The organism is Frigidibacter sp. MR17.14 (assembly GCF_037095735.1).
GTDB lineage: Bacteria > Pseudomonadota > Alphaproteobacteria > Rhodobacterales > Rhodobacteraceae > Frigidibacter.
In genome coordinates, this window is the sequence record NZ_JBAWKD010000001.1 from 1,004,562 (window position 1) to 1,026,524 (window position 21,963).

Consider the following 21,963-nt stretch of genomic DNA (forward strand, 5'->3'; position numbering starts at 1 on the left):
GGGGCTGCGAGCCCCCCCGCGCCCCCCCGGCTCGGGCGCGTCTGTCAGGCGGCGGGGATGCGGATGGCAGGGGCGGCTTCCAGCACCAGCGGGTGCAGGCCGCTGCCGCCGGCGGCCAGCAGCCGGCCAAAGGCCGTGCGCATCCGGGGATCCCAGAAATCGTTCAGGTGCTTCGCCACGCCCTCGGCCCGTTCGGGCTGGGTTTCGAAGAAGGTGGCGATCTGGTTCGCCATGCGCACCAGTTTGGCGTCGGTGTCAGACATCGGCTGTGGCTCCGGCGATGCGGCTGGGATGGGTATGGACCTCGAACCCCTGCCCGCGGGCACGGGCGACGAGGGTGAGGCCGGCGGCCTCGGCCTCGGCCACCGCGAGCGTGGTGGGGGCCGAGGCGGCGATCAGCACCGGTGCGCCAAGGGTCGCGGCCTTCTGGACCATGTCGACCGAGATCCGGCTTGTGAGGACCAGCGCGCCCGCGGCCGGGTCGAGCCCTGCGCGCGTCATCGCGCCGGCGAGTTTGTCGAGCGCGTTGTGCCGGCCCACGTCCTCGCGCGCGAGGATCGGATGGCCCTCGCGCCAGAAGCCCGCGGCATGCACGGCGCGGGTCGCGTCATGCAGCGGCTGCGCCTGCGGCAGGGCCGCCACGGCGGCGAGGATCTGGGCCGTGCTGAAGGTCTGGCCCGCGGCGACGGCGGGCAGGGGGCGCAGAGCCTCGGCCAGGCTGTCGATGCCGCAGAGCCCGCAGCCCACCGGCCCGGCGCGGTCGCGCCGGCGCCGCGCCACGCGGTCGGCAGCCGGCTCCACCAGCCAGACCCGGGCCTCGATCCCGCGGCCCTCCGGCAGGATCTCGACGCTGGTCACCTCGTCGGGCGCGGCGATGCCCTCGGTCCTGAGAAAACCCAGGGCGAAATCCTCGAGATCGGCGGGCGTCGCCATCATCACCGCCACGGTCGAGCCGTTGACGGTGATGGCAACGGGACGCTCTTCGGCCAGTGGCCGGTCGACCGCGCCCCAGCGGCCCTCGCGATGCGCCCGGGCAGGACGGACGGCGGTCATTCCGCGGCGGGCAGGATGCGGCGTGCGCGTTCCGACAGCGCCTCGTAGCTTTCCTGCCAGTCCGTGGGCCCGTTCGAGGGCGTCACCTGCACCGCGGTCACCTTGTATTCCGGGCAGTTCGTCGCCCAGTCGGAATAGTCGGTGGTGATCACGTTCGCCTGCGTCGCCGGGTGGTGGAAGGTGGTGTAGACGACGCCGGGGCTGACGCGTTCGGTGATCTTCGTGCGCAAGGTTGTCTCGCCCGCGCGGCTGGCGAGCCGCACCCAGTCGCCCTCTTTCACGCCGCGGTTCTCGGCATCGTGGGGATGCATCTCGAGCACGTCCTCGGGGTGCCAGGCCACGTTCGCCGTGCGCCGGGTCTGCGCGCCGACGTTGTAGTGGCTGAGGATCCGCCCGGTCGTCAGCAGCAGCGGGAAGCGCGGGCCGGTCTTTTCATCCGTCGCCACGTATTCGGTGTGGATGAACCGGCCCTTGCCGCGCACGAAACCGTCGACATGCATCACCGGCGTGCCCTCGGGCGAGGCCTCGTTGCAGGGCCACTGGACCGAGCCCATCTCTTCCAGCCGTTCGTAGCTGACGCCGGCGAAGGACGGCGTGGTCATCGCGATCTCTTCCATGATCTGCGCCGGGTGGGTGTAGGTCCAGCCCGCGCCCATCGCATTGGCAAGGCGCAGCGTCACCTCCCAGTCCGCCAGCCCGTTCTTCGGCGCCATCACCTTGCGCACGCGGTTGATGCGGCGTTCGGCATTGGTGAAGGTGCCGTCCTTTTCCAGGAAGGACGAGCCCGGCAGGAAGACATGGGCGTAGTTCGCGGTCTCGTTCAGGAACAGGTCATGCACGATCACGCAGTCCATCGCGGCAAGGCCGGCCGAGACGTGATGCGTGTCGGGGTCGGATTGCAGGATGTCCTCGCCCTGGATGTAGAGGCCGCGGAACGTGCCATCCACCGCGGCGTCGAGCATGTTGGGGATGCGCAGGCCGGGCTCGGGGTTCAGTTCCGTCCCCCAGAGCTTGTCGAAGATCGCGCGCACCTCGTCGCCCGAGACATGGCGGTAACCCGGCAGCTCGTGCGGGAACGAGCCCATGTCGCAAGAGCCCTGCACGTTGTTCTGGCCGCGCAGCGGGTTCACGCCGACGCCGGGGCGGCCGATGTTGCCGGTGAGCATCGCGAGGTTGGCGATGCCCATGACGGTGGTCGAGCCCTGCGAATGTTCGGTCACGCCGAGCCCGTAATAGATCGAGCCATTGCCCCCGCGGGCGAAGGTGCGGGCCGCGGCGCGCAACTCGGCCGAGGGCACGCCGGTCAGCAGTTCCGTCGCCTCTGGCGCGTGGCGCGGCTCGGCGATGAAGGCGGCGTAGTCCTGGAACTCGTCCCAGTCGCAGCGGGTGCGGATGAACTCTTCGTCGAAAAGTCCTTCGGTCACGATCACATGGGCCAACGCCGAGACCACGGCCACATTGGTGCCGGGGCGCAGGGCCAGATGGTGAGCGGCCTCGACATGCGGCGATTTCACCAGGTCGATGCGGCGCGGATCGATGACGATCAGCTTCGCGCCCTCGCGCAGGCGCTTCTTCAGGCGCGAGCCGAAGACCGGGTGGCCGTCGGTCGGGTTGGCGCCGATGACGATGACGACATCCGTGTGCTCGACCGAGTCGAAATCCTGCGTGCCGGCTGAGGTGCCGAAGGCGCGGCCGAGCCCGTAGCCGGTGGGCGAGTGGCAGACGCGGGCGCAGGTGTCGACGTTGTTGGTGCCGAAGACCTGGCGCACCAGCTTCTGCACCAGATAGGTCTCTTCATTCGTGCAACGCGACGAGGTGATGCCGCCGATCGCGTTTTTCCCGTGCATTTCCTGAATGTTGCGCATGCGGTTCGCGGCGAAACCCAGCGCCTCGTCCCAGCTGACTTCCTTCCAGGGGTCGTTGATGCTGTCACGGATCATCGGCTTCAGGATCCGGTCCTGATGGCTGGCATAGCCATAGGCGAAGCGGCCCTTCACGCAGGAATGCCCGCGGTTCGCCTTGCCGTGCTTCCAGGGCACCATGCGGACAAGCTCATCGCCGCGCATCTGCGCCTCGAACGAGCAGCCGACGCCGCAGTAGGCGCAGGTGGTGACGATCGAGCGGTCGGGGGTGCCAATCTCGATCACCGACTTTTCCTGCAGGGTCGCGGTCGGGCAGGCCTGCACGCAGGCGCCGCAGGAGACGCATTCCGAGCCCAGGAAGTTGTCGGACGACAACCCGGCAGAAACGCGGCTGTCGAAGCCACGGCCTTGAATCGTCAGGGCAAATGTCCCCTGAACCTCTTCGCAGGCCCGCACGCAGCGCGAGCAGACGATGCATTTCGACGGGTCGTAGGTGAAATAGGGGTTGCTGTCGTCCTTGGGCAGCCAGTCCGGGTTCGCCTCGCCGGAGGTGTTCCGCGCGCGGAAGTGGTCGGCCTTCGGTTCATAGCGCACGTCGCGCAGGCCGACGGCGCCGGCCATGTCCTGAAGCTCGCAATCGCCGTTGGCCGCGCAGGTCAGGCAGTCGAGCGGGTGGTCGGAGATGTAAAGCTCCATCACCCCCTTGCGCAACTTCTTGATTTCAGGGGTTTGCGTGTGGACGACCATGCCTTCGGCCACCGGGGTGGTGCAGGAGGCGGGGGTGCCGTTGCGCCCTTCGATCTGCACGAGGCAGAGCCGGCAGGAGCCGAAGGCGGCCATGTTGTCGCTGGCGCAGAGCTTCGGGATCTGGATCCCGGCGATGGAGGCGGCGCGCATCACCGAGGTGCCCGCCGGGACGCTCACCGGGAAGCCGTCGACGGTCAGGGTGACCGTCACGTCAGAGGTGACGGCGGGGGTTCCGAAGTCGCGCCCGTCGGGGGTCTTCGAGGGCAGGATGAAGTCCTTCATGGGCGTGCACCTCGCGTACACCCCCTGTACACCCCCCGTGCGTCTTCAACGGGTTGGCGGCAGGGGCGGGGATTGCGGAAAAGGGCGGCGCGCGGGGTCATTCGGCGGCCTCGCGGGCGGTGTTGAAATCGTCCGGGAAGTGGGTCAGCGCCGACATCACCGGATAGGGCGTGAAGCCGCCCAGCGCGCAGAGCGAGCCGAGCTTCATCGTGTTGCAGAGATCTTCCAGCAGCGGGATCGCCGCCGCGTCGCCGCGGGCGATGCGGTCCACCGTCTCGACCCCGCGGGTGGCGCCGAGGCGGCAGGGCGTGCATTTCCCGCAGCTCTCGATCGCGCAGAACTCGAGCGCGAAGCGCGCCTGCGACAGCATGTCGGCCGTGTCGTCGAAGACCACGATCCCGGCATGGCCGATCAGCCCGCCCTTGCCTGCATATTCCTCGTAGCCGAAGGGCGTGTCGAAGAGCGCGGGCGGGAAATAGGCGCCGAGCGGCCCGCCGACCTGCACGGCCTTCACAGGACGGCCCGAGGCGGTGCCGCCGCCGATATCCTCGATGATCTCGCCAAGGGCCATGCCGAAGGCGGCCTCGAACAGCCCGCCGCGCTTCACGTTGCCGGCGATCTGCAGGGGCATGGTGCCGCGCGAGCGGCCGTGGCCGAACTCGTGATACCACGCCCCGCCATGGGCGAGGATCGCGGGCACGGTGGCGAGCGACAGGACGTTGTTGACCACGGTCGGCTTGCCGAACAGGCCTTCCAGCGCCGGGATCGGCGGCTTGGCGCGGACCGTGCCGCGCTTGCCTTCCAGCGAGTTCAGCAGCGAGGTTTCCTCGCCGCAGACATAGGCGCCGGCGCCGACGCGCAGCTCAAGCTCGAAGGCCCGGCCCGAGCCGAGCACGGACGGCCCGAGGACGCCGGCCGAATGCGCGATGGCCAGCGCCGCGCGCATCACCCGGTTCGCATCGGGATATTCCGAACGCGAATAGATGTAGCCCCGCGTCGCCCCCACCGCGAGGGCGGCGATGGCCATGCCCTCGATCAGGCAGAAGGGGTCGCCCTCCATCAGCATCCGGTCGGCGAAGGTGCCGCTGTCGCCCTCGTCGGCGTTGCAGACCACGTATTTCTGCGCGCCGACCGCGTCATGGACGGTCTTCCACTTCAGCCCGGTCGGGAAGCCCGCGCCGCCGCGGCCGCGCAGGCCCGACGCGGTGACCTCGGCCACGATCTCGCCCCCGGTCATCGCCACGGCGCGGTGCAGGCCCTTCAGCCCGCCGTGCGCCTCGTAGTCGGGCAGGCTCAGCGGGTCGGTGATCCCGCAGCGGGCGAAGGTGATCCGGGTCTGGCGCTTCAGCCAGGGAATGTCCTCGGTCAGGCCGAGCGCCTTCGGATGCTCGCCGAAGGCCGCGTCGAAAAGGCCGGGGACGTCGGCGGCGCTGACCGGGCCGAAGGCGATGCGTCCCTCGGGCGTCTCGACCTCCAGCAGCGGTTCCAGCCAGACCATCCCGCGCGATCCGTTGCGCACCAGCGCCACCTGCAGGCCGCGCTTCGCCGCCTCGTCGCTGACGGCACGGGCGACGGCCTCGGCCCCAAGGCCCTTGGCGGCGGCATCGGCGGGAACGTAGATGCGCAGGCTCACAGTCCGGCCTCCGTGGCGATGGCTTCCAGCTTGTCCATGTCCATCCGGCCGATCACCTCGCCGTCGTAGAGCGCCGAGGGGCCGCAGGCGCAGAGGCCAAGGCAGAACACCGGCTCCAGCGTCAGCGCGCCATTGGCCGAGGTCTCGTTCCAGTCGAGGCCGAGCCGCGCGCGGACCTTCGCCGCCAGATCGTCGCAGCCCATCGACTGGCAGGCCTCTGCCCGGCAGAGCTTCAGGGTGTGGGTTCCGGCGGGGGTCTCGCGGAAGTCGTGGTAGAAGGACATCACGCCATGGGCTTCGGCGCGCGAGATGTTCAGCGCCTCGGCAATCTGCGGCAGGGCGGCCTGCGGCACATGGCCGAATTCCTCCTGCACGGCGTGCAGGATCGGCAGCATCGGCCCTTCCAGATGCAGATGCGCGGCGATGATCTCGCCGATGCGGCCCTCGGTGCCGATGTCTGTAGCTGCCACGGGACTCCCCCCTTCGGTTGCGGGGCCGACTCTAGGCGTGTTGGGCCGCAGATCAATATCGAAGAGCCGTCAGTCGATTTGATTTTTCTATCGATTCAGGTCTCGGCGATTGCCTGCGCTGCCGTGATCAGCGCGGCGATCATCGGCGGATGCGGCTCGCGATGCGGGGCGACGAGGCCGACGGAATGGCTGGCGCCGGGCCCGGCGATCCGGCGCGAGACCAGCCCCGCGCCGCGGGCGAACATCGCCGCCAGCGCCGCCGGCACGATCGAGACCCAGGCGCCGGTGGCGACATGGGACGCGAGCGCGATGGTCGAGTTCGATTCCACCTGCGGTGCGGCGGCGACGCCCGCCTGCCGCAGCAGCCGGTCTATGATCCGGCGGTTCTGCATCTCGGCCGTCAGCAGGCACAAAGGCTGGCCCGCGATCTCGGCCCAGCCGACTTCGGGCAGTGTGGCGAGGGGGGACGTCTCGGCGCAGAGCAGCCGGTACTCCTCGCGCCAGAGCGGCACCTGCGCGACCCGGCCCAGCGGCTCGTTGTCGAGGTAGGACAGGCCCGCGTCGAGGTCGAGCGCCTCGATCCCGTCAAGGATCTCGGCCGAGGGGCGGGAATAGACCGCCAGCCGCAGGCCCGGGTTGCGGGCGAGGAACGGCTCGGTCAACTCGGCCACCCGCGGCAGCGCGGTCGGGATCACGCCCAGCCGCAGCGTGCCGGTGAGGCCATGGCGGGCGGCGCGCATTTCCTCGCGCAGGGCGCGGGTGTCGGCGACGATGCCCTGCGCGCGGGCCAGCGCCCGCTCGCCCTCGGGCGTCAGGCCCTGAAAGCGCGAGCCGCGGAAAACCAGCTGCACGCCGAGAGTTTCCTCGAGCTGGCGGATCGCCGAGCTGAGCGTGGGCTGGGTGACGCCCAAGGCTTCCGCCGCCCGCCCGAAATGGCGGTGCTTGGCAAGGGCGATGAACATCTCGAGCCGGTCGATCATGCCCCCATCTGCCACCCCGCGGCCCCGCGGGGCAAGCGCCCAGAGCGCGGGGGGTGCGGGGGGCCTCGCAGGCCCCCCGCTTCTGCCTTCGGCCTTTCCGCTTGCCGCATCGCGGGGCGCTGCCTAGATGGAGGGCATGAAACTCAGGGTCCCCTTCCGTTCCCGCCCGCCCGTGGTCCCGGTCCTGCGCCTGTCGGGCGTGATCGGCGGCGGCGGCCGGCTGTCGCCGGGTCTCACCGATGCGGGCCTCGCGCCACTGATCGAGCGCGCCTTCCGCAAGGGCAAGCCCGCCGCCGTGGCGCTGGCGATCAACTCGCCCGGGGGCTCGCCGGCGCAAAGCTCGCTGATCGGCGCCCGCATCCGCCGGCTTGGCGATGAGCTGAAGCTGCCGGTGCTGGCCTTCACCGAGGATGTCGCGGCCTCTGGCGGCTATTGGCTGGCCTGCGCCGCCGACGAGATCTTCGCCGACGAGACCTCGATCCTCGGCTCGATCGGGGTGATTTCGGCCAGTTTCGGCTTCCCCGAATTCCTTGCCCGCCACGGGATCGAGCGCCGGGTGCACACAGCCGGCGGCTCGAAAAGCTTCCTCGACCCGTTCCGCCCCGAGAAGGACGAGGACGTGGTCCGGCTGAAGGCGCTGCAGGAGCAGATCCACCAGACCTTCATCGCCCATGTCCGCGCCCGCCGGGCGGGCAAGCTGGACGAGAGCCGCGACCTTTACACCGGCGAGATCTTCGTCGGCCGTCAGGCGGTCGAAGCGGGGCTGGCCGACGGGATCGGCCATCTGGTGCCGGTGCTGAAGGCGCGCTTCGGCGACAAGGTGCAGATCCGGCCGCTGGGCGCGAAGAAACCGATCTGGAAGCGCTTCGGGGCCGAGCTGGCGGCCGAGGCGCTGGGCGCGGTCGACGAGCGGGCGCATTGGGCGCGCTTCGGGCTGTGAGAGGGTGACGGCGGCGCCATGGTGAAGATCGTCACGCTGTTCCTGATCGCCATGATGGTGATCGGCCTGTTCGGGGCCTTCCGGTTCCGCGGCCAGCGCTGCAGGCGCTGCGGCCGGCCCTTCGTGGCCCGGCACGGCGAGGCCTGCCGCTGCAAGGTGAGGAAGACATGACCAAGGGCAAGGCGCTGGTGACCGGCGCGGGCGCGCGGCTGGGCCGGGCGATGGCGCTGCATCTGGCGGGCCGCGGCTTCGACGTGGCAGTGCATTATGCGGGCTCGGCCGAGGCGGCCGGCGCGGTCGCGGCCGAGGCGCGGGCCTTGGGCGTGCAGGCCTGCGCGCTGCAGGCGGACCTGCTGGACGAGGCCGCGGCGGGCGCGCTGGTCGGGCGCGCGGCCGAGGCGCTGGGCGGGCCGCTGACGGTGCTGGTCAACAATGCCTCGATCTTCGAGCCGGACGACATCGCTTCGGCCACCCCCGACAGCTGGGAGCGCCACATCGGCTCGAACCTGCGGGCGCCGTTCCAGCTGATCCAGGCCTTCGCGGCGCAGGCCCCTGCGGCAGGCGTGCTGGAGGGCGAGCCGCTGGCGACGGGGCTGGTCGTCAACATGGTCGATCAGCGGGTGCTGAAGCCGACGCCCGAGTTCGTCACCTATTCGATCGCCAAGGCCGGGCTCTGGTGGCTGACGCAGACCGCCGCGCAGGGGCTTGCGCCGCGGATCCGGGTGAACGCGATCGGCCCGGGTCCGACGCTGAAGGGCGCGCGGCAGACGCCCGAGCAGTTCGCCGCGCAGCGCGCCGCGGTGCTGCTGGAACGGGGAGCCGATCCTGTCGACATCTGCGCCGCGCTCGACTACCTGCTGGCCGCCCGGTCGGTCACCGGCCAGCTGATCTGCGTCGACGGCGGGCAGCATCTGGCCTGGCGGACACCCGATGTGATGGGCGTGGAATAAGGCGTTCCGGCCCGTCCGGGGCCCCCGCCAGAGTGACGGGACGGCAAGTTGTCCACCACGGCGCCGGGCGTCACACAAGCGTGATGGAACCTTAATGAAATCAATAATTTGGCGTTAACGTAAAAATCTTTTGTTTGATTTCAGGTGGTTATATTTTCGCTCAATTTATGGGCGAACCGATCCGAGGGGCCAAAAACAAGGGGATTTGCCGTGAGCCGGAAAGTTGTCTCCAGAGTTATCCACCGAAACGGTGGAGATCTTCCCTCTTGCTCCACGGGACCCGGCATTGCAGCGCGGGACAGAATCGTTGGGTGGGACAATCATGGCTGACACAGCGAATGACGACGCACATCCGGAGATTGATCCGGCTTCCGCACCGGCCGCAGAGGGGCCGGTCGAGACCGGCCACGCGGTGATCGCGCGCGAGGTCCGCAGGCTGGACGGCTCGCCCGGCGTCTACCGGATGCTGAACGCGAAGAACGAGGTGCTCTACGTCGGCAAGGCGCGGAACCTGAAGGCGCGGGTGTCGAACTACGCGCGGCCCTCGGGGCATTCGGGACGCATCGCGCGGATGATCCGCGAGACCGCGGCGATGATGTTCCTGACCACGCGCACCGAGACCGAGGCGCTGCTTCTGGAGCAGAACCTGATCAAGCAGCTGAAGCCGCGCTACAACGTGCTTCTGCGCGACGACAAGAGCTTCCCGAACATCCTCGTCAGCCACGAGACGAGGTTCCCGCAGATCAAGAAGCACCGCGGCGCGAAGAAGGAGAAGGGCGAGTATTACGGCCCCTTCGCCTCTGCGGGCGCGGTGAACCGGACGCTGAACCAGCTGCAGAAGGTGTTCCTGCTGCGCAACTGCTCGGACGCGATGTTCGACAGCCGCACCCGGCCCTGCCTGCTCTACCAGATCAAGCGCTGCTCTGCCCCCTGCACCGGTCTGATCGACGAGGCGGGCTACGGCGCGCTGGTCCTGGATGCCGAGCGGTTCCTGCAAGGCAAGTCGACGACCGTGCAGGAAGAGCTGGCGGCCGAGATGGCGAAAGCCTCGGCCGAGATGGAGTTCGAGCGCGCGGCGGCGCTGCGCGACCGGATCCGGGCGCTGACCAACGTGCAGTCGTCGCAGGGCATCAACCCGCGCGGCGTGGCCGAGGCGGACGTGGTCGCGCTGCACATGGAGGGCGGGCAGGCCTGCGTGCAGGTGTTCTTCATCCGCGCCAACCAGAACTGGGGCAACCACGACTTCTATCCGCGCACCGGGTCAGGCGCCGGCGAGGCCGAGGTGCTGGAGGCGTTCCTTGGCCAGTTCTACGACGACAAGCCGCCGCCGCGGCTGATCCTGCTGAGCCATCCGATCGAGGACGAGGACCTGACGGTCGAGCTGCTGTCGGAACGCGCCGGCCGGCGGGTCGAGCTGGCGGTGCCGCAGCGGGGCGAGAAGGCCGAGCTGGTCGAGAACGCGGCGCGCAACGCCCGCGAGAGCCTTGCGCGACGGATGAGCGAGAGTGCGACCCAGATCCGGCTGCTGGAGGGGCTGGCCGAGGCCTTCGGGCTGGAGGGGCCGCCGGCGCGGATCGAGGTCTACGACAACTCGCACAACCAGGGCACCGATGCCGTGGGCGGGATGATCGTGGCCGGGGCCGACGGCTTCCTGAAGTCGCAGTATCGCAAGTTCAACATCAAGGGCACCGACATCACTCCGGGCGACGACTTCGGGATGATGAAGGAGGTGCTGACCCGCCGCTTCCAGCGCCTGCTGAAGGAGGACCCCGACCGGCAGACCGAGGCCTGGCCGGACCTGCTGCTGATCGACGGCGGGGCAGGGCAGGTCTCGGCGGTGCAGAAGGTGCTCGAGGATCTGGGGGTCGAGGACGTGGCGATGATCGGCGTCGCCAAGGGCATCGACCGCGACCACGGCAAGGAGGAGTTCCACCGCACCGGCCGCCAGCCCTTCGCGCTGCGCCACAACGACCCGGTGCTGTATTTCGTGCAGCGGCTGCGCGACGAGGCGCACCGTTGGGCGATCGGCGCGCATCGCACGAAGCGGGCCAAGCACATCGGTGCGACGCCGCTGGACGAGATCCCGGGCGTGGGGGCGTCGCGCAAGCGGGCGCTGCTGGCGCATTTCGGCTCTGCCAAGGCGGTGGCTCGGGCGGGGCTGTCGGACCTGAAGGCCGCGCCGGGGATTTCCGAGGCGATGGCGCAGGCGATCCACGACCACTTCAACGCGAAGGGCTAGGGTCGCTTGGGATGGGTCTGGTCTGCTGGAAAGGGTGGGGGGGAGCGAATTTTGGCCCACCGCTCCCCCATTCGCCCCACCGACTTCCGGAGATCCGGAGCTTGCGTGCCGGTGCTGCGAGGCTGTGGCGCTTTCGCGCCGTTAGCGTTAACATAGCGGGTGTCGATTGCTTGCGCAAGGATTTCCTTTCGCAGTAATCAAGGACATCGCAGGATCGAGGACCACAGCGTGAGCACTCCGCCCTTCCCGACCGACAACCGCCGACCCCTGACGCTGCGCGACGTCTCCGAGGCGTCGGGCGTGTCCGAAATGACCGTGAGCCGGGTGCTGCGCAACCGCGGCGACGTGTCGGAGGCCACGCGCGAGCGGGTGCTGGCCGCGGCGAAATCGCTGGGCTACGTCCCGAACAAGATCGCCGGCGCGCTGGCCAGTCAGCGGGTCAATCTGGTGGCGGTGATCGTGCCCTCGCTGTCGAACCTCGTGTTCCCCGACGTGCTGACCGGCATCTCGCGCACGCTCGAGGACACCGGGCTGCAGCCGGTCTTCGGCGTCACCAACTACCGCCCCGAGCGCGAGGAGGCGGTCCTGTACGAAATGCTGAGCTGGCGGCCCACGGGCGTGATCATCGCCGGGCTCGAACATTCCGAGGCCGCGCGGGCGATGATGATGAACGCCGGCATCCCGATCGTCGAGATTATGGATGTCGACGGCGAGGCGATCGACAGCGTCGTCGGCATCTCGCATTTCCGGGCTGGGCACGAGATGGCGAAGGCGATCCTTGCGGCGGGCTATCGCCGGATCGGCTTCCTGGGCACCAAGATGCCGCTCGACCACCGGGCGCGGAAGCGGATGGAAGGGTTCGAGCGCGGGCTGGCCGAGGCCGGTTTGAAGCTGGAGGATCGCGAATTCTACGAGGGCGGCTCGGCCCTGGCCAAGGGGCGCGAGATGACGGCGGCGATGCTGGCGCGCAGCCCGGATCTGGATTTCCTGTATTATTCGAACGACATGATCGGCGCGGGCGGCCTGCTGTGGTGTCTGGAACAGGGCATCGACGTGCCGGGGCGGCTGGGTCTGGCCGGGTTCAACGGCGTCGACCTGCTGGAAGGCCTGCCGCGGCGGCTGGCGACGATGGATGCCTGCCGGCACGAGATCGGGCGGCGCGCGGCGAAGCTGGTCGCGGGGCAGAGCGAGGCCGGGCTGGTCGGCGGCGAGCGGATCGAGCTGGAGCCGACGATCGACATGGGCGACACGATCCGCCGCCCGTGATCGGCGGGCAGATGGACATCGGCCCGCGCTTCGGGCAATAACCGCCGCGATCCAGGGCGGGCTGCGCAGCCAGAGAAACAGGGGGCGACGGGATGACCGACGTATCCATCGTGATCCCGATGAAGAACGAGGAAGGCAATGTCGCCAACCTGCTGGGCGAGATCCAGCAGGCCTGCGCGCCCGGCCCTTCGTTCGAGATCATCGTGGTCGATGACGGCTCGACCGACCGCACGGGCGCGATCGTGGCCGAGCTGTCGAAGACCATGCCGAACCTGCGGCTGCTGCGGCACCCCAATTCCGGCGGCCAGTCGGCGGCGGTGCATTCCGGCGTCATCGCCGCGCGCGGGCGGATCTGCGCGACGCTGGACGGCGACGGGCAGAACCCGCCGTCCGAGCTGCCGGCGCTGATGGCGCCGCTGCTGGCCGACGGCTCGGGCCGCATCGGGCTGGTCGCGGGCCAGCGGGTCGGCCGGCAGGACACCGCCTCGAAGCGCTATGCCTCGAAGGCGGCGAATGCGCTGCGGGCCTGGATGCTGAACGACGACACCCGCGACACCGGCTGCGGGCTGAAGGCGTTCCGGCGCGAGGCCTTCTTGGCGCTGCCGTTCTTCAACCACATGCACCGCTACCTGCCGGCGCTGTTCTACCGCGACGGCTGGGACGTGGCCCATGTCGATGTCAGCCACCGCGAGCGGCAGTCGGGCCGGTCGAACTATTCCAACCTGCAGCGCGCGCTGGTGGGGGTCTATGACCTGATCGGCGTGGCCTGGCTGATCCGGCGCAAGAAGGTCGCGCGGGCGACCGAGGTGAAGCTGCCGGGCGCCCGGTCGGATGCGGGGGCCTGAGCCGTGAAGGAGATGGTGTTCGAGGCGCTGAAGATCGACCACTGGGGCGAGTTCTGGTGGATCGTCGTCGGCCTTCTGGGGCAGGCGATGTTCACGGGGCGGTTCCTCGTGCAGTGGCTCGCCTCGGAAAAGGCCCGCAAGTCGGTGGTGCCTGTCGCCTTCTGGTGGTTCTCGATCGGCGGCGGGCTGATCCTGCTGCTTTACGCGCTGTATCGCCATGACCCGGTCTTCGTGATCGGACAGGCGACGGGCCTGTTCATCTATCTTCGCAATCTCTGGCTGATCCGGGCCGAGCGCCGTGCAGGCTGACCGCAGGGCTTGGGTCGGGCCTGCGATAGCCTTCCTGCTTGCCCTGACCGCGCTGCGCCTGCTGACGCTGGCGCTGACGCCGATCGACCTGTTCGTGGACGAGGCGCAGTACTGGCTCTGGGGGCAGGATCTGGCCTTCGGCTATTATTCGAAGCCGCCGCTGGTCGGCTGGGTGATCCGTGCCACCACGGCGCTGGGCGGCGAGGGCACCTTCTGGGTGCGGCTGGCGGCACCGCTGCTGCACGCGGGGACCGCGCTGATCCTGGGCGCCGTCACCGCGCGGCTGGCCGGGCCGCGGGCGGCGCTGTTTGCCGTTCTGGCCTATGCGACGCTGCCGATGGTGGCGCTGTCTTCGGTGCTGATCTCGACCGACACGGTGATGTTCCCCTTCCTCGGCCTCGCGCTCTGGGGCTGGCTGGCGGCGGCCGGCAGCGGGCGGGCGGGCCCGGCGCTGTGGGCCGGGGCGGCGCTGGGCCTGGCCTTCATGGCGAAATATGCCGCGATCTACGCGCTGGGCGGCTTCGTGGCGCTGCAGCTCATGGTGCCCTCGCAGCGGCTGGGCGGACGGCAGTTGCTGGCCTTCGGGCTGGCGGCGCTGGTGATGGTCGCGCCGAACCTGATCTGGAACGCGGGCCACGGCTTCTCGACCTTCGAGCACACGCTCGACAATGCCGACTGGGTGCGCGACCCCGCCGACCGCATCGCCCTGTCGCCCGCCCGCGCGCTGGGATTCCTGGCGGCGCAGTTCGGGGTCTTCGGGCCGGTGATGTTCGGGGCGCTCATGGCGCTGGTCGGATCGGTCGCGCTGCGGCGGACCGGCGCGCCGCAGGCCTGGCTTCTGCTGTTCTGCCTGCCCGCGATCCTCGTGGTGACGGTGCAGGCGCTGATTTCCGGCGCCTATGCGAACTGGGCGGCCTCGGCCTATCTGGCGGCGACGGTGGCGCTGGTGCCCTGGCTGCTGGCGCGGGCGCGGGTCTGGCTGGTGATCTCGCTGGGGATCAACCTCGCGCTGTCGGTGGCGCTGGCGGTGACCACGATCTTCGCGGGTCATTTCCCCGGCGCCTATGCCCGCTATCTCGGCCGGGCCGAGCTGTCGCGCGAGATCCTGCGCGTGGCCGGTGAGCAGCACCTGCAGACCGTGGTGGCGCAGGACCGGGCGATCCTCGCGGACCTGTTCTACACCGGCCGCGACAGCGGGCTGCTGCTGCGCGCCCGGCCCGAGGCCGGCCGTCCGTCGAGCCATTACGCGCTGACCTATCCGCTGGAGCCGGCGATCGAGGGCGATGTGCTCTATGCCGACCGCTCGGACGATCCGCCCGCCTGCGGCACCGCCCCGGTCGAGCTGACCGTGCTGCAGCCCCGGATCGGGGCCTGGGCGGGGCGCGACATCCATCTGTGGCGGCTGCCGGCCGCCTGTCTGGCGGCGGGGCCGGTGACGGGCTGAGGCTTCAGGCCGGCACTCAGGCAGGTGGTGCGGCGGGTGGCAGCTCGACCGGGACGCCGGCCGCGTGCAGAAGTCCGTAGAGCGCCGCGAAGGCCTCGGCCGAGCCGGTGGCCTCGCCCTTGCGCTGCGACAGGAACCGTTCCGCCGGTTCGGCGAAGGCCAGCGCCTGATCGGTTTCGGGGTCCGAGCCATGGCGGTAGGCGCCGATGCGGATCAGATCCTCCATGTCGGCATAGCGCGCCATCGCGCGGCGGGCGGCGTCCATGATCGCGTAGTCGATCTCGGAATGGCAGCCGGGCAGCATCCGCGACAGCGAGCGCTGCAGGTTGACCGCCGGGTAGCGCCCGCGCTCGGCGATGCGGCGTTCCAGCACCACATGGCCGTCGGTGATGCCGCGCACCGCGTCCGAGATCGGCTCGTTGTGGTCGTCGCCGTCGACCAGCACGGTGAAGAGCGCGGTGATGTCGCCCGCGCCGCGCGGGCCGGGGCCGGCGCGTTCCAGAAGGCGCGGCAGTTCGGCAAAGACCGTGGGCGGATAGCCCTTGGCGGTGGGCGGCTCGCCCGCCGACAGGCCGATCTCGCGCTGCGCCATGGCGAAGCGGGTGACGCTGTCGAGCATCAGCAGCACCTGCTTGCCGCGGTCGCGGAAATGCTCGGCCACGGCGGTGGCGGTCCAGGCCGCCTGCCGGCGCATCAGCGGGCTTTCGTCGCCGGTGGCGGCGATGACCACGGCGCGGGCCATGCCTTCGGGACCGAGGTCTTCCTCGATGAAGTCCTGCAATTCGCGGCCGCGTTCGCCGACGAGGCCGATCACGATCACCTCGGCATCGGTCTGCCGCGCGAGCATCGCCATCAGCGTCGACTTGCCGACGCCCGAGCCCGCGAAGACCCCCATCCGCTGCCCGCGGCAGATCGGCGCGAAGATGTCGAGCGCGCGGATCCCTGTTTCCAGCCGCGCGCCCACCCGGCGGCGCCCGAAGGCGGGCGGCGGGGCGGCGCGGACCGGGCGCGGTTCCGCCCCTTCGAAGAAGCGCGACTGGGGCCCGTAGGGGCGGCCGAGCGCGTCGAGCACATGACCGATCCAGCTGTCGTCGGGCGTGAGGACCGCGGGGCCGAGCACTTCGACCCCGTCGCCGATCGCGACGCCGTCCCAGTCGCCGAAGGGCAGGATCGAGAGGCGCGCGGCATCGATCGCGACCACCTCCCCTTCGACGGGGCCCCGCCTGCCATGCACGCGCACCCGGTCGCCGAGGCCCGCCGCGCGGTCGAGCCCGGTGGCGGACAGCGCAAGGCCCCCGACCGCGCTGACGCGGCCTTCTATCCTTGATCGCTGGATCGAACGGACTTGCGAGTTGAGCCCGGAAAACGCCGTGTGCATGAATTAAAGCTACCAATCCTTGGTGCCCATGGTATGTATTGCAAGGATAGGAGCGGCGGAACAAGATGAAACTGGATGAGATGTCGTTTTTCCGGCTCGCGTCCCAGCGGCTGGACTGGCTTGGCGGACGCCAGCGCGTCTTGGCCGAGAACATCGCCAATGCCGATACCCCCGACTACCGCGCCAAGGACGTGCAGAGCTTCGAGAGCTATGTCTCGGACGCCAGTGCCGACCGCGCGCGCCTGACCGAGCAGGGCTATGACCCGTCGAGCGCGCTGCTGCCGCGCCGCGAGGTCGAGCAGACCCGCGGCGACGGCGAGTGGGGCGAGAGCTTCGACGACAACAACGTCACGCTGGAACAGCAGTCGCTGCAGGCGATGGAGACGGCGGGCCAGTACCGGCTGGCCGCCCGGCTCTACAAGAAGGGCTACGAGCTCTTGAACCTTGCCGTGTCCGGCAACTGATCGCAGGAGGCGCGTTCATGGATCCCCTCAGCTCCATCTCGAAGATCGCCTCGAGCGGCATCCGCGCCCAGAGCGAGCGGCTGCGCGTGGTGGCCGAGAACGTCGCCAACGCGGATTCGACCGGGGACGCGCCGGGCGTCGATCCCTACCGGCGCAAGACGATCAGCTTCGAGGAGATGGTCGACGGCGATACCGGCGACAGCCGGGTCGAGATTTCGGACATCGGCCGCGACCGCAGCGACTTCACGCTGCGCTATGACCCGAACCACCCGGCGGCGAACGAAGAGGGCTATGTGAAGATGCCCAACGTGAACCCGCTGATGGAGATGGGCGACATGCGCGAGGCCTCGCGCAGCTACGAGGCCAATCTGAACATGCTGGAGACCGCGCGCGAGATGCGGGCCCAGATCATCGACCTGCTGAGCTGAGGGACCCATGGCCGACATCTCTTCGACCACGATCCTCGCCTCGTCGGCGGCCCGCGCCTACAAGTCCAGCCAGACGCTGGGCGCGCAGGGGGCGACCACCGCCGCGCAGCCGCAGGCCGCGACCGCGCCGCAAAGCTTCGCCGACATGGTGCGCCAGACCGCCGAGCAGGCGGTGCGCACCGTGCAGGAAGGCGACGCGGCGGCGCAGGCGGGCCTGACCGGCACGATGCCGACGCAGCAGGTGATCGAGGCGACGATGGCGCTGGAATCGACCGTGCGCACCACGGTCGCGATGCGCGACAAGCTGGTCGAGGCCTATCGCGACGTTCTGAACATGCAGATGTGACGGGCCGGGGATGAACGAGGCCGATGTCTTCCAGATGCTGCGCGACACGATGCTGGCGGTGCTCATCGCTTCCGGCCCCGTGCTTGCGCTGGCGCTTCTGGTCGGCCTTGTCATCGCGTTCTTCCAGGCGCTGACCCAGATCCAGGAGATGACGCTGACCTTCGTGCCGAAGATCGTCGCGATCTTCCTGGGCACCATCGCCTCGCTGCCCTTCATCTACGCGACGCTGACCGGGCTGTCGGACAAGGTCTTCGACCTGATCGGGAGGGGCGGGCCATGAGCGGCGCGCGCGCGCTCCTGGTCGCGGCGGCCCTCGCCGCCCCGCTGCCCGCCGCGGCCCAGGGATGGGGTGGCGGGCTCTTCGCGTTTCCGGCAGAGGCCGCGCAGGTGCCCGGCGCGGTGCCCGATCTGCCCGCCACGGCCCTGCCCGCGACCGATGCCCCCGCCTCGGCCTTCGGCGCGGCAGGGCGCGCGCCAGAGCCCGGCAACGGCGTGTCCGGCACCCCGGATTTCGACTTCGAGACCGAGGTCGCGGGCGAGGACGGCGTCTGCCTGCGCGAGATCTTCAAGGCGCAGGCGCGCTATGGCATCCCGAACAACCTGCTGCTGGCGCTCGGCCTGCAGGAGGCGGGCTTCGCGCGCCGCTCTGGCCTGACCGTCTGGCCCTGGAGCGTCAATGCCGCCGGCGAGGGCCGGGTGTTCCGCAGCCGCGAGGCAGCGCTGAGCTGGGTGCGCGCCCGGCAGGCGGCCGGCGTCACCTCGATCGACATCGGCTGCATGCAGATCAACCAGAAATGGCACCCCGAGGCGTTCAGCACGCTCGAGGAAGGGTTCGACCCCGGCCGCAATATCGATTACGCCGCGCGCTTCCTGCTGTCGCTCCACGAGCGGACCGGCGACTGGATGCAGGCGGCAGGTTCCTATCATTCGTTTAACCCCGGGCCGCGCTCTGTTTACCTCGCCTCGCTCAACAAGAACCTGAGTGTCGCGAACGCCCGGATCGAGCAGTTCTATGCAAAGGCCGAGGGCGCGGGCCTTACGCAGATGATGCTGGCTTCGGCCGCGAATGGCAGTGCCGACTGGGACGCGCCGATCGCCGGCGCGGGTGGGCGTGGCGCGCCGATCGCGCGCGGGCCGATCGGCAGCTATCGCCCCAATCCCGACGCGCCGCCGATCGCGGTGTTCAAGCCGCTGCCCGATCGGCCGGGCCGGGCACCGGTGGTGGTCGCCGAGAGCGAAGAGCCCTTCGTGCCGCCCTCGGGCCCGTTCTGGTCGGCCGGGCTGAGCGCCGCGGACGCCGCGCAGGTGGCCGAGGCCGCGGGGGCGGACGGCACCGCGGTCACCGCCTCGCTTCGCCGGTCGATCTATTCCTCGCAGGATCTCGAGCCGATCCTGCCGAACTTCACGCCGGTGTTCTGATGGGGCGGTTCTGATGGCAGCCGCACCGAAGCGCCTTTCCTCGGGTCGCCCGACCGCCGCGGCAGCCGGGCTTGGGCAGCTGCAGCGCGGGCTGAGCCTTGGCTTCGCGAACCGCGACGTGGCCTTCGCCGCCGGTCTCTGCCTCATCCTCGGCATGCTGTTCGTGCCGCTGCCGACGGCGCTTCTGGACTTCGGGCTGGCGATTTCGCTGGCGCTGTCGGTGCTGGTGCTGATGGTGGCGCTGTGGATCCCGCGGCCGCTGGACTTCAACAGCTTCCCGACCCTTCTGCTGGTCGTGACCATGCTGCGGCTGGCGCTGAACGTGTCGTCGACCCGGCTGATCCTGAGCGAGGGCCATACCGGCACCGATGCCGCGGGCCATGTCATTCAGGGCTTCTCGCGCTTCGTCGTGGGCGGCGACTTCCTGATCGGGGTGGTGATCTTCGCGATCCTCGTCGTGATCAACTTCATCGTCATCACCAAGGGCTCGACCCGGATCGCCGAGGTTTCGGCGCGCTTCAGCCTGGACGCGATGCCGGGCAAGCAGATGGCGATCGACGCCGATCTGGGCGCGGGGCTGATCGACGACGAAGAGGCCAAGAAGCGCCGGCGCGAACTGTCGGACGAAAGCGCCTTCTTCGGCTCGATGGACGGTGCGTCGAAATTCGTGCGCGGCGACGCGGTGGCGGGGATCATCATCACGCTGATCAACGTGGTGGGCGGGATCCTGATCGGGCTGTTCCAGCACGGCCTGTCGCTGAGCCAGGCCGCGAACAACTACACGGTGCTGACCATCGGCGACGGTCTGGTGACGCAGGTGCCGGCGCTGATCGTGTCGCTGGCCGCGGGCATGATCGTGACCAAGGGCGGCACCGAGGGCGCCACCAACGAGGCGCTGCTGGCGCAGCTGAGCCATTTCCCCAAGGCGCTCTACATGGCGGCGGCGCTGCTGCTGGGCATCGGCCTGCTGCCGGGGTTCCCGTTCCTCGTCTTCCTGCTGCTGGCGGCGCTGATGGCGGGGCTGGGGCGCATGGTCGAGGGGCAGGCCGCCGCGCGCGAGAAGGCCGAGGCCGCCGAGACCGCCGCCAAGGAGAAGCCCGCGCCCGAGACGCCGAAGGATCTGATGCGGGTCGACGACATCCGGCTGGATCTGGGCGCGACGCTGGTGCCGCTGATCGCCAGCAAGGAGGCGGCGCTGCCCGGCAAGGTGCAGAGCCTGCGCAATCTCTTCGTGCGCGAATACGGCTTCATGATGCCCTCTGTCCGCATCAAGGACGATGCGAGCCTGCCGGTGACCACCTATGCGATCCTCGTCCACGGGGTCGAGGTCGGCCGCGGCGAGATCCGCCCGCATTCGCTGCTGGTCATCGACCCGCAGGGCACGATCACCGATCTGCCCGGCGAGAAGACACGCGAGCCGACCTTCGGGCTGGCCGCGATCTGGGTCGACCGCCAGCATGCGCAGGAGGCCGAGCAGCGCGGCTATACCGTCGTCGACCCGGAAAGCGTCATCACCACCCATCTGACCGAGGTGGTGAAGGATCACCTGCCGGACCTGCTGACCTATGGCGCGGTGCAGGAGCTTGTGAAGGGGCTCGATGCCGATTACCGCAAGCTCGTCGGCGACATCCAGAACCCCTCGCCGCCGATCCTGCTGCAGCACGTGCTGCAGAACCTGCTGGCCGAGAAGGTCTCGATCCGGAACCTGCCGCTGATCGTCGAGGCGGTGGCCGAGGCCGCGGCCAGTTCGAAGAACGTCACCACCATCACCGAGCATGTGCGCCGCCGCCTGTCGAACCAGATCTGCCGGGCGCTGGCCGACAAGGCGGGCTATGTGCCGGTGATCGTGCTGAGCTCGTCCTGGGAAAGCGAGTTCACCGCCGCGGTGAAGGGCACCGGCGACGACCGCACCTTCCTGATGTCGCCGCAGCGGGTGCAGGAATTCATCCTCGCCGCGCGGCAGGAGATCCAGAAGTTCGCCCAGAAGGACGAATGGCCCGCGCTTATGGTCAGCCCCGAGACGCGCAACTTCGTGCGCTCGATGCTGGAGCGGGTCTCGCCGATGACGCAGGTGATCTCGCATTCCGAGGTGCACCGGAAGGCCTCGCTGCGCACCGTCGCCACGATCGGGCCGTAAGGTGGACCCCGCGGGCGTCGTCAGCGCGCAGGTCTTCGGGCTGATGCTGGTCTTCGCACGGATGGCTGGCGCGCTGATGTTCATGCCGGGCTTCGGCGAGACGCAGATCACCGTCCGCGCCCGGCTGGTCTTCGCGGTGCTGATGACGCTGGTGCTCTACCCGGCCTCGCCCGTGCCGGCGCTGGTCCCCGATGACGCGCTGGGCATGATCCGGCTGCTGGCGACCGAGTCGCTCACCGGGCTGTGGATCGGGGTCGTCGCGCGCTCGATCCTGTCGGCGCTGGATTTCGCAGGCTATCAGGCGGGCTACGCGACCGGGCTTGCCAACGCCTTCTCGCCCTCGCTCGGCAGTTTCGAGGGCGCGACCTCGGTCGCCTCGTTCCTGCTGATCGGGGCGGCGGCGCTGATCTTCGTCACCGACCTGCACCACCTGATCCTGCGCTCGCTGATGTATTCCTACGAGGTCTTCCCCTTCGGCAGCCTGATGCTGGGCGACATGGCGCACGAGGCCGCGAAGACGCTGTCGGGCAGCCTCTACATCGGGGTGACGCTGGCCGCGCCCTTCTTCGCGATGGGGCTTCTGATCAACCTCGGCCTCGGGCTTGCCAACCGGATGATGGCCAGCCTGCCGGTGTTCTTCGTCGCGGGCTCGGTCCTGACCGGGGCGGGTTTCCTGATCCTTGCCTTTGCGGCCCCAGCGATGCTTCATGGCTTCCTTGTGCGCTTCGCCGAATGGCTGGGCACCTACAGGTTCTGACGGGGACGGGCTGG

General features: G+C 69.6%; 22 protein-coding genes. 15 read left to right on the forward strand and 7 right to left on the reverse strand.

Annotated elements, in window-relative coordinates:
* Positions 1–44: 44 nt before the first annotated feature.
* From V8J36_RS04730 to V8J36_RS04755, 6 genes are all read right to left on the reverse strand, one after another.
* A complete protein-coding gene (locus V8J36_RS04730) occupies positions 45–263 on the reverse strand; it encodes a formate dehydrogenase subunit delta (protein ID WP_336466087.1) in 219 nt (72 codons plus the stop codon).
* Positions 256–1,053, reverse strand: a complete 798-nt coding sequence (fdhD, locus tag V8J36_RS04735; protein ID WP_336466088.1) for a formate dehydrogenase accessory sulfurtransferase FdhD — start codon at positions 1,051–1,053, stop codon at positions 256–258. Before fdhD ends, V8J36_RS04730 begins: the two co-directional genes overlap by 8 nt.
* Positions 1,050–3,944, reverse strand: a complete 2,895-nt coding sequence (fdhF, locus tag V8J36_RS04740) for a formate dehydrogenase subunit alpha (RefSeq protein ID WP_336466089.1) — start codon at positions 3,942–3,944, stop codon at positions 1,050–1,052. The genes fdhD and fdhF overlap by 4 nt, the downstream gene beginning before the upstream one ends.
* Positions 3,945–4,041: 97 nt before the next feature.
* A complete protein-coding gene (locus V8J36_RS04745) occupies positions 4,042–5,571 on the reverse strand; it encodes a formate dehydrogenase beta subunit (protein ID WP_336466192.1) in 1,530 nt (509 codons plus the stop codon).
* Between the two features lie 2 nt (positions 5,572–5,573).
* Positions 5,574–6,047, reverse strand: a complete 474-nt coding sequence (locus V8J36_RS04750) for a formate dehydrogenase subunit gamma (protein WP_336466090.1) — start codon at positions 6,045–6,047, stop codon at positions 5,574–5,576.
* Between the two features lie 95 nt (positions 6,048–6,142).
* Complete coding sequence (locus tag V8J36_RS04755) at positions 6,143–7,027, reverse strand: LysR family transcriptional regulator (protein ID WP_336466091.1); 885 nt, start codon at positions 7,025–7,027, stop codon at positions 6,143–6,145.
* Positions 7,028–7,163: 136 nt separating this feature from the next.
* Between V8J36_RS04755 and V8J36_RS04760 the strand changes: the two genes are divergently transcribed.
* From V8J36_RS04760 to V8J36_RS04795, 8 genes are all read left to right on the forward strand, one after another.
* Positions 7,164–7,967, forward strand: coding sequence for a S49 family peptidase (locus tag V8J36_RS04760; protein ID WP_336466092.1), 804 nt, complete (start codon positions 7,164–7,166; stop codon positions 7,965–7,967).
* Between the two features lie 18 nt (positions 7,968–7,985).
* Positions 7,986–8,138 carry a hypothetical protein gene (locus V8J36_RS04765; RefSeq protein ID WP_336466093.1) on the forward strand — a complete coding sequence of 51 codons (153 nt, stop codon included), beginning with the start codon at positions 7,986–7,988 and terminating at the stop codon, positions 8,136–8,138.
* On the forward strand, positions 8,135–8,917 hold the full coding sequence (locus V8J36_RS04770; RefSeq protein WP_336466094.1) for an SDR family oxidoreductase: 783 nt from the start codon (positions 8,135–8,137) through the stop codon (positions 8,915–8,917). The genes V8J36_RS04765 and V8J36_RS04770 overlap by 4 nt, the downstream gene beginning before the upstream one ends.
* Positions 8,918–9,239: 322 nt before the next feature.
* A complete protein-coding gene (gene uvrC, locus V8J36_RS04775) occupies positions 9,240–11,156 on the forward strand; it encodes an excinuclease ABC subunit UvrC (protein ID WP_336466095.1) in 1,917 nt (638 codons plus the stop codon).
* Between the two features lie 228 nt (positions 11,157–11,384).
* Positions 11,385–12,422: a LacI family DNA-binding transcriptional regulator gene (locus V8J36_RS04780; RefSeq protein WP_336466096.1), complete on the forward strand. Its 1,038-nt coding sequence runs from the start codon at positions 11,385–11,387 to the stop codon at positions 12,420–12,422.
* 92 nt (positions 12,423–12,514) lie between these two features.
* Positions 12,515–13,267: a glycosyltransferase family 2 protein gene (locus V8J36_RS04785; protein WP_336466097.1), complete on the forward strand. Its 753-nt coding sequence runs from the start codon at positions 12,515–12,517 to the stop codon at positions 13,265–13,267.
* A 12-nt stretch (positions 13,268–13,279) separates the two neighbouring features.
* Positions 13,280–13,576, forward strand: coding sequence for a lipid-A-disaccharide synthase N-terminal domain-containing protein (locus tag V8J36_RS04790; protein WP_442902462.1), 297 nt, complete (start codon positions 13,280–13,282; stop codon positions 13,574–13,576).
* Complete coding sequence (locus tag V8J36_RS04795) at positions 13,566–15,020, forward strand: ArnT family glycosyltransferase (RefSeq protein WP_336466099.1); 1,455 nt, start codon at positions 13,566–13,568, stop codon at positions 15,018–15,020. Before V8J36_RS04790 ends, V8J36_RS04795 begins: the two co-directional genes overlap by 11 nt.
* A gap of 16 nt (positions 15,021–15,036) precedes the next feature.
* Here V8J36_RS04795 and V8J36_RS04800 read toward each other — a convergent pair whose 3' ends face one another.
* The gene (locus V8J36_RS04800; RefSeq protein WP_336466100.1) at positions 15,037–16,398 is read right to left on the reverse strand and encodes a FliI/YscN family ATPase; all 1,362 of its coding nucleotides are present in this window, start codon (positions 16,396–16,398) and stop codon (positions 15,037–15,039) included.
* Between the two features lie 65 nt (positions 16,399–16,463).
* On the opposite strand from V8J36_RS04800, the gene V8J36_RS04805 reads away from it, so the two are divergent.
* Genes V8J36_RS04805 through V8J36_RS04835 form a run of 7 tightly spaced genes read left to right on the forward strand, consistent with a single transcriptional unit; the run spans position 16,464 to position 21,949 of the window.
* The gene (locus V8J36_RS04805) at positions 16,464–16,862 is read left to right on the forward strand and encodes a flagellar basal body rod protein FlgB (protein WP_336466101.1); all 399 of its coding nucleotides are present in this window, start codon (positions 16,464–16,466) and stop codon (positions 16,860–16,862) included.
* Between the two features lie 17 nt (positions 16,863–16,879).
* Entirely contained in the window at positions 16,880–17,290 is a 411-nt protein-coding gene (flgC, locus tag V8J36_RS04810) for a flagellar basal body rod protein FlgC (RefSeq protein WP_336466102.1), read from the forward strand.
* A 7-nt stretch (positions 17,291–17,297) separates the two neighbouring features.
* Positions 17,298–17,636, forward strand: a complete 339-nt coding sequence (locus V8J36_RS04815; protein WP_336466103.1) for a flagellar hook-basal body complex protein FliE — start codon at positions 17,298–17,300, stop codon at positions 17,634–17,636.
* A gap of 10 nt (positions 17,637–17,646) precedes the next feature.
* A complete protein-coding gene (locus V8J36_RS04820; RefSeq protein ID WP_336466104.1) occupies positions 17,647–17,916 on the forward strand; it encodes a flagellar biosynthetic protein FliQ in 270 nt (89 codons plus the stop codon).
* Positions 17,913–19,055: a transglycosylase SLT domain-containing protein gene (locus tag V8J36_RS04825; RefSeq protein WP_336466105.1), complete on the forward strand. Its 1,143-nt coding sequence runs from the start codon at positions 17,913–17,915 to the stop codon at positions 19,053–19,055. Before V8J36_RS04820 ends, V8J36_RS04825 begins: the two co-directional genes overlap by 4 nt.
* 13 nt (positions 19,056–19,068) lie before the next feature.
* Positions 19,069–21,192, forward strand: a complete 2,124-nt coding sequence (gene flhA, locus V8J36_RS04830) for a flagellar biosynthesis protein FlhA (protein WP_336466106.1) — start codon at positions 19,069–19,071, stop codon at positions 21,190–21,192.
* A gap of 1 nt (position 21,193) precedes the next feature.
* Entirely contained in the window at positions 21,194–21,949 is a 756-nt protein-coding gene (locus V8J36_RS04835; protein ID WP_336466107.1) for a flagellar biosynthetic protein FliR, read from the forward strand.
* The last annotated feature ends 14 nt before the right edge of the window (positions 21,950–21,963 follow it).

Coding starts and splice junctions, on each gene's coding strand:
- V8J36_RS04730 (WP_336466087.1), bottom strand. CDS start 263: ATGTCTGACACCGACGCCAAACTGGTGCGCATGGCGAACCAGATCGCC.
- fdhD (WP_336466088.1), bottom strand. CDS start 1,053: ATGACCGCCGTCCGTCCTGCCCGGGCGCATCGCGAGGGCCGCTGGGGC.
- fdhF (WP_336466089.1), bottom strand. CDS start 3,944: ATGAAGGACTTCATCCTGCCCTCGAAGACCCCCGACGGGCGCGACTTC.
- V8J36_RS04755 (WP_336466091.1), bottom strand. CDS start 7,027: ATGATCGACCGGCTCGAGATGTTCATCGCCCTTGCCAAGCACCGCCAT.
- V8J36_RS04760 (WP_336466092.1), top strand. CDS start 7,164: ATGAAACTCAGGGTCCCCTTCCGTTCCCGCCCGCCCGTGGTCCCGGTC.
- V8J36_RS04765 (WP_336466093.1), top strand. CDS start 7,986: ATGGTGAAGATCGTCACGCTGTTCCTGATCGCCATGATGGTGATCGGC.
- V8J36_RS04770 (WP_336466094.1), top strand. CDS start 8,135: ATGACCAAGGGCAAGGCGCTGGTGACCGGCGCGGGCGCGCGGCTGGGC.
- uvrC (WP_336466095.1), top strand. CDS start 9,240: ATGGCTGACACAGCGAATGACGACGCACATCCGGAGATTGATCCGGCT.
- V8J36_RS04785 (WP_336466097.1), top strand. CDS start 12,515: ATGACCGACGTATCCATCGTGATCCCGATGAAGAACGAGGAAGGCAAT.
- V8J36_RS04790 (WP_442902462.1), top strand. CDS start 13,280: ATGGTGTTCGAGGCGCTGAAGATCGACCACTGGGGCGAGTTCTGGTGG.
- V8J36_RS04800 (WP_336466100.1), bottom strand. CDS start 16,398: ATGCACACGGCGTTTTCCGGGCTCAACTCGCAAGTCCGTTCGATCCAG.
- V8J36_RS04805 (WP_336466101.1), top strand. CDS start 16,464: ATGAAACTGGATGAGATGTCGTTTTTCCGGCTCGCGTCCCAGCGGCTG.
- flgC (WP_336466102.1), top strand. CDS start 16,880: ATGGATCCCCTCAGCTCCATCTCGAAGATCGCCTCGAGCGGCATCCGC.
- V8J36_RS04815 (WP_336466103.1), top strand. CDS start 17,298: ATGGCCGACATCTCTTCGACCACGATCCTCGCCTCGTCGGCGGCCCGC.
- V8J36_RS04820 (WP_336466104.1), top strand. CDS start 17,647: ATGAACGAGGCCGATGTCTTCCAGATGCTGCGCGACACGATGCTGGCG.
- V8J36_RS04825 (WP_336466105.1), top strand. CDS start 17,913: ATGAGCGGCGCGCGCGCGCTCCTGGTCGCGGCGGCCCTCGCCGCCCCG.
- flhA (WP_336466106.1), top strand. CDS start 19,069: ATGGCAGCCGCACCGAAGCGCCTTTCCTCGGGTCGCCCGACCGCCGCG.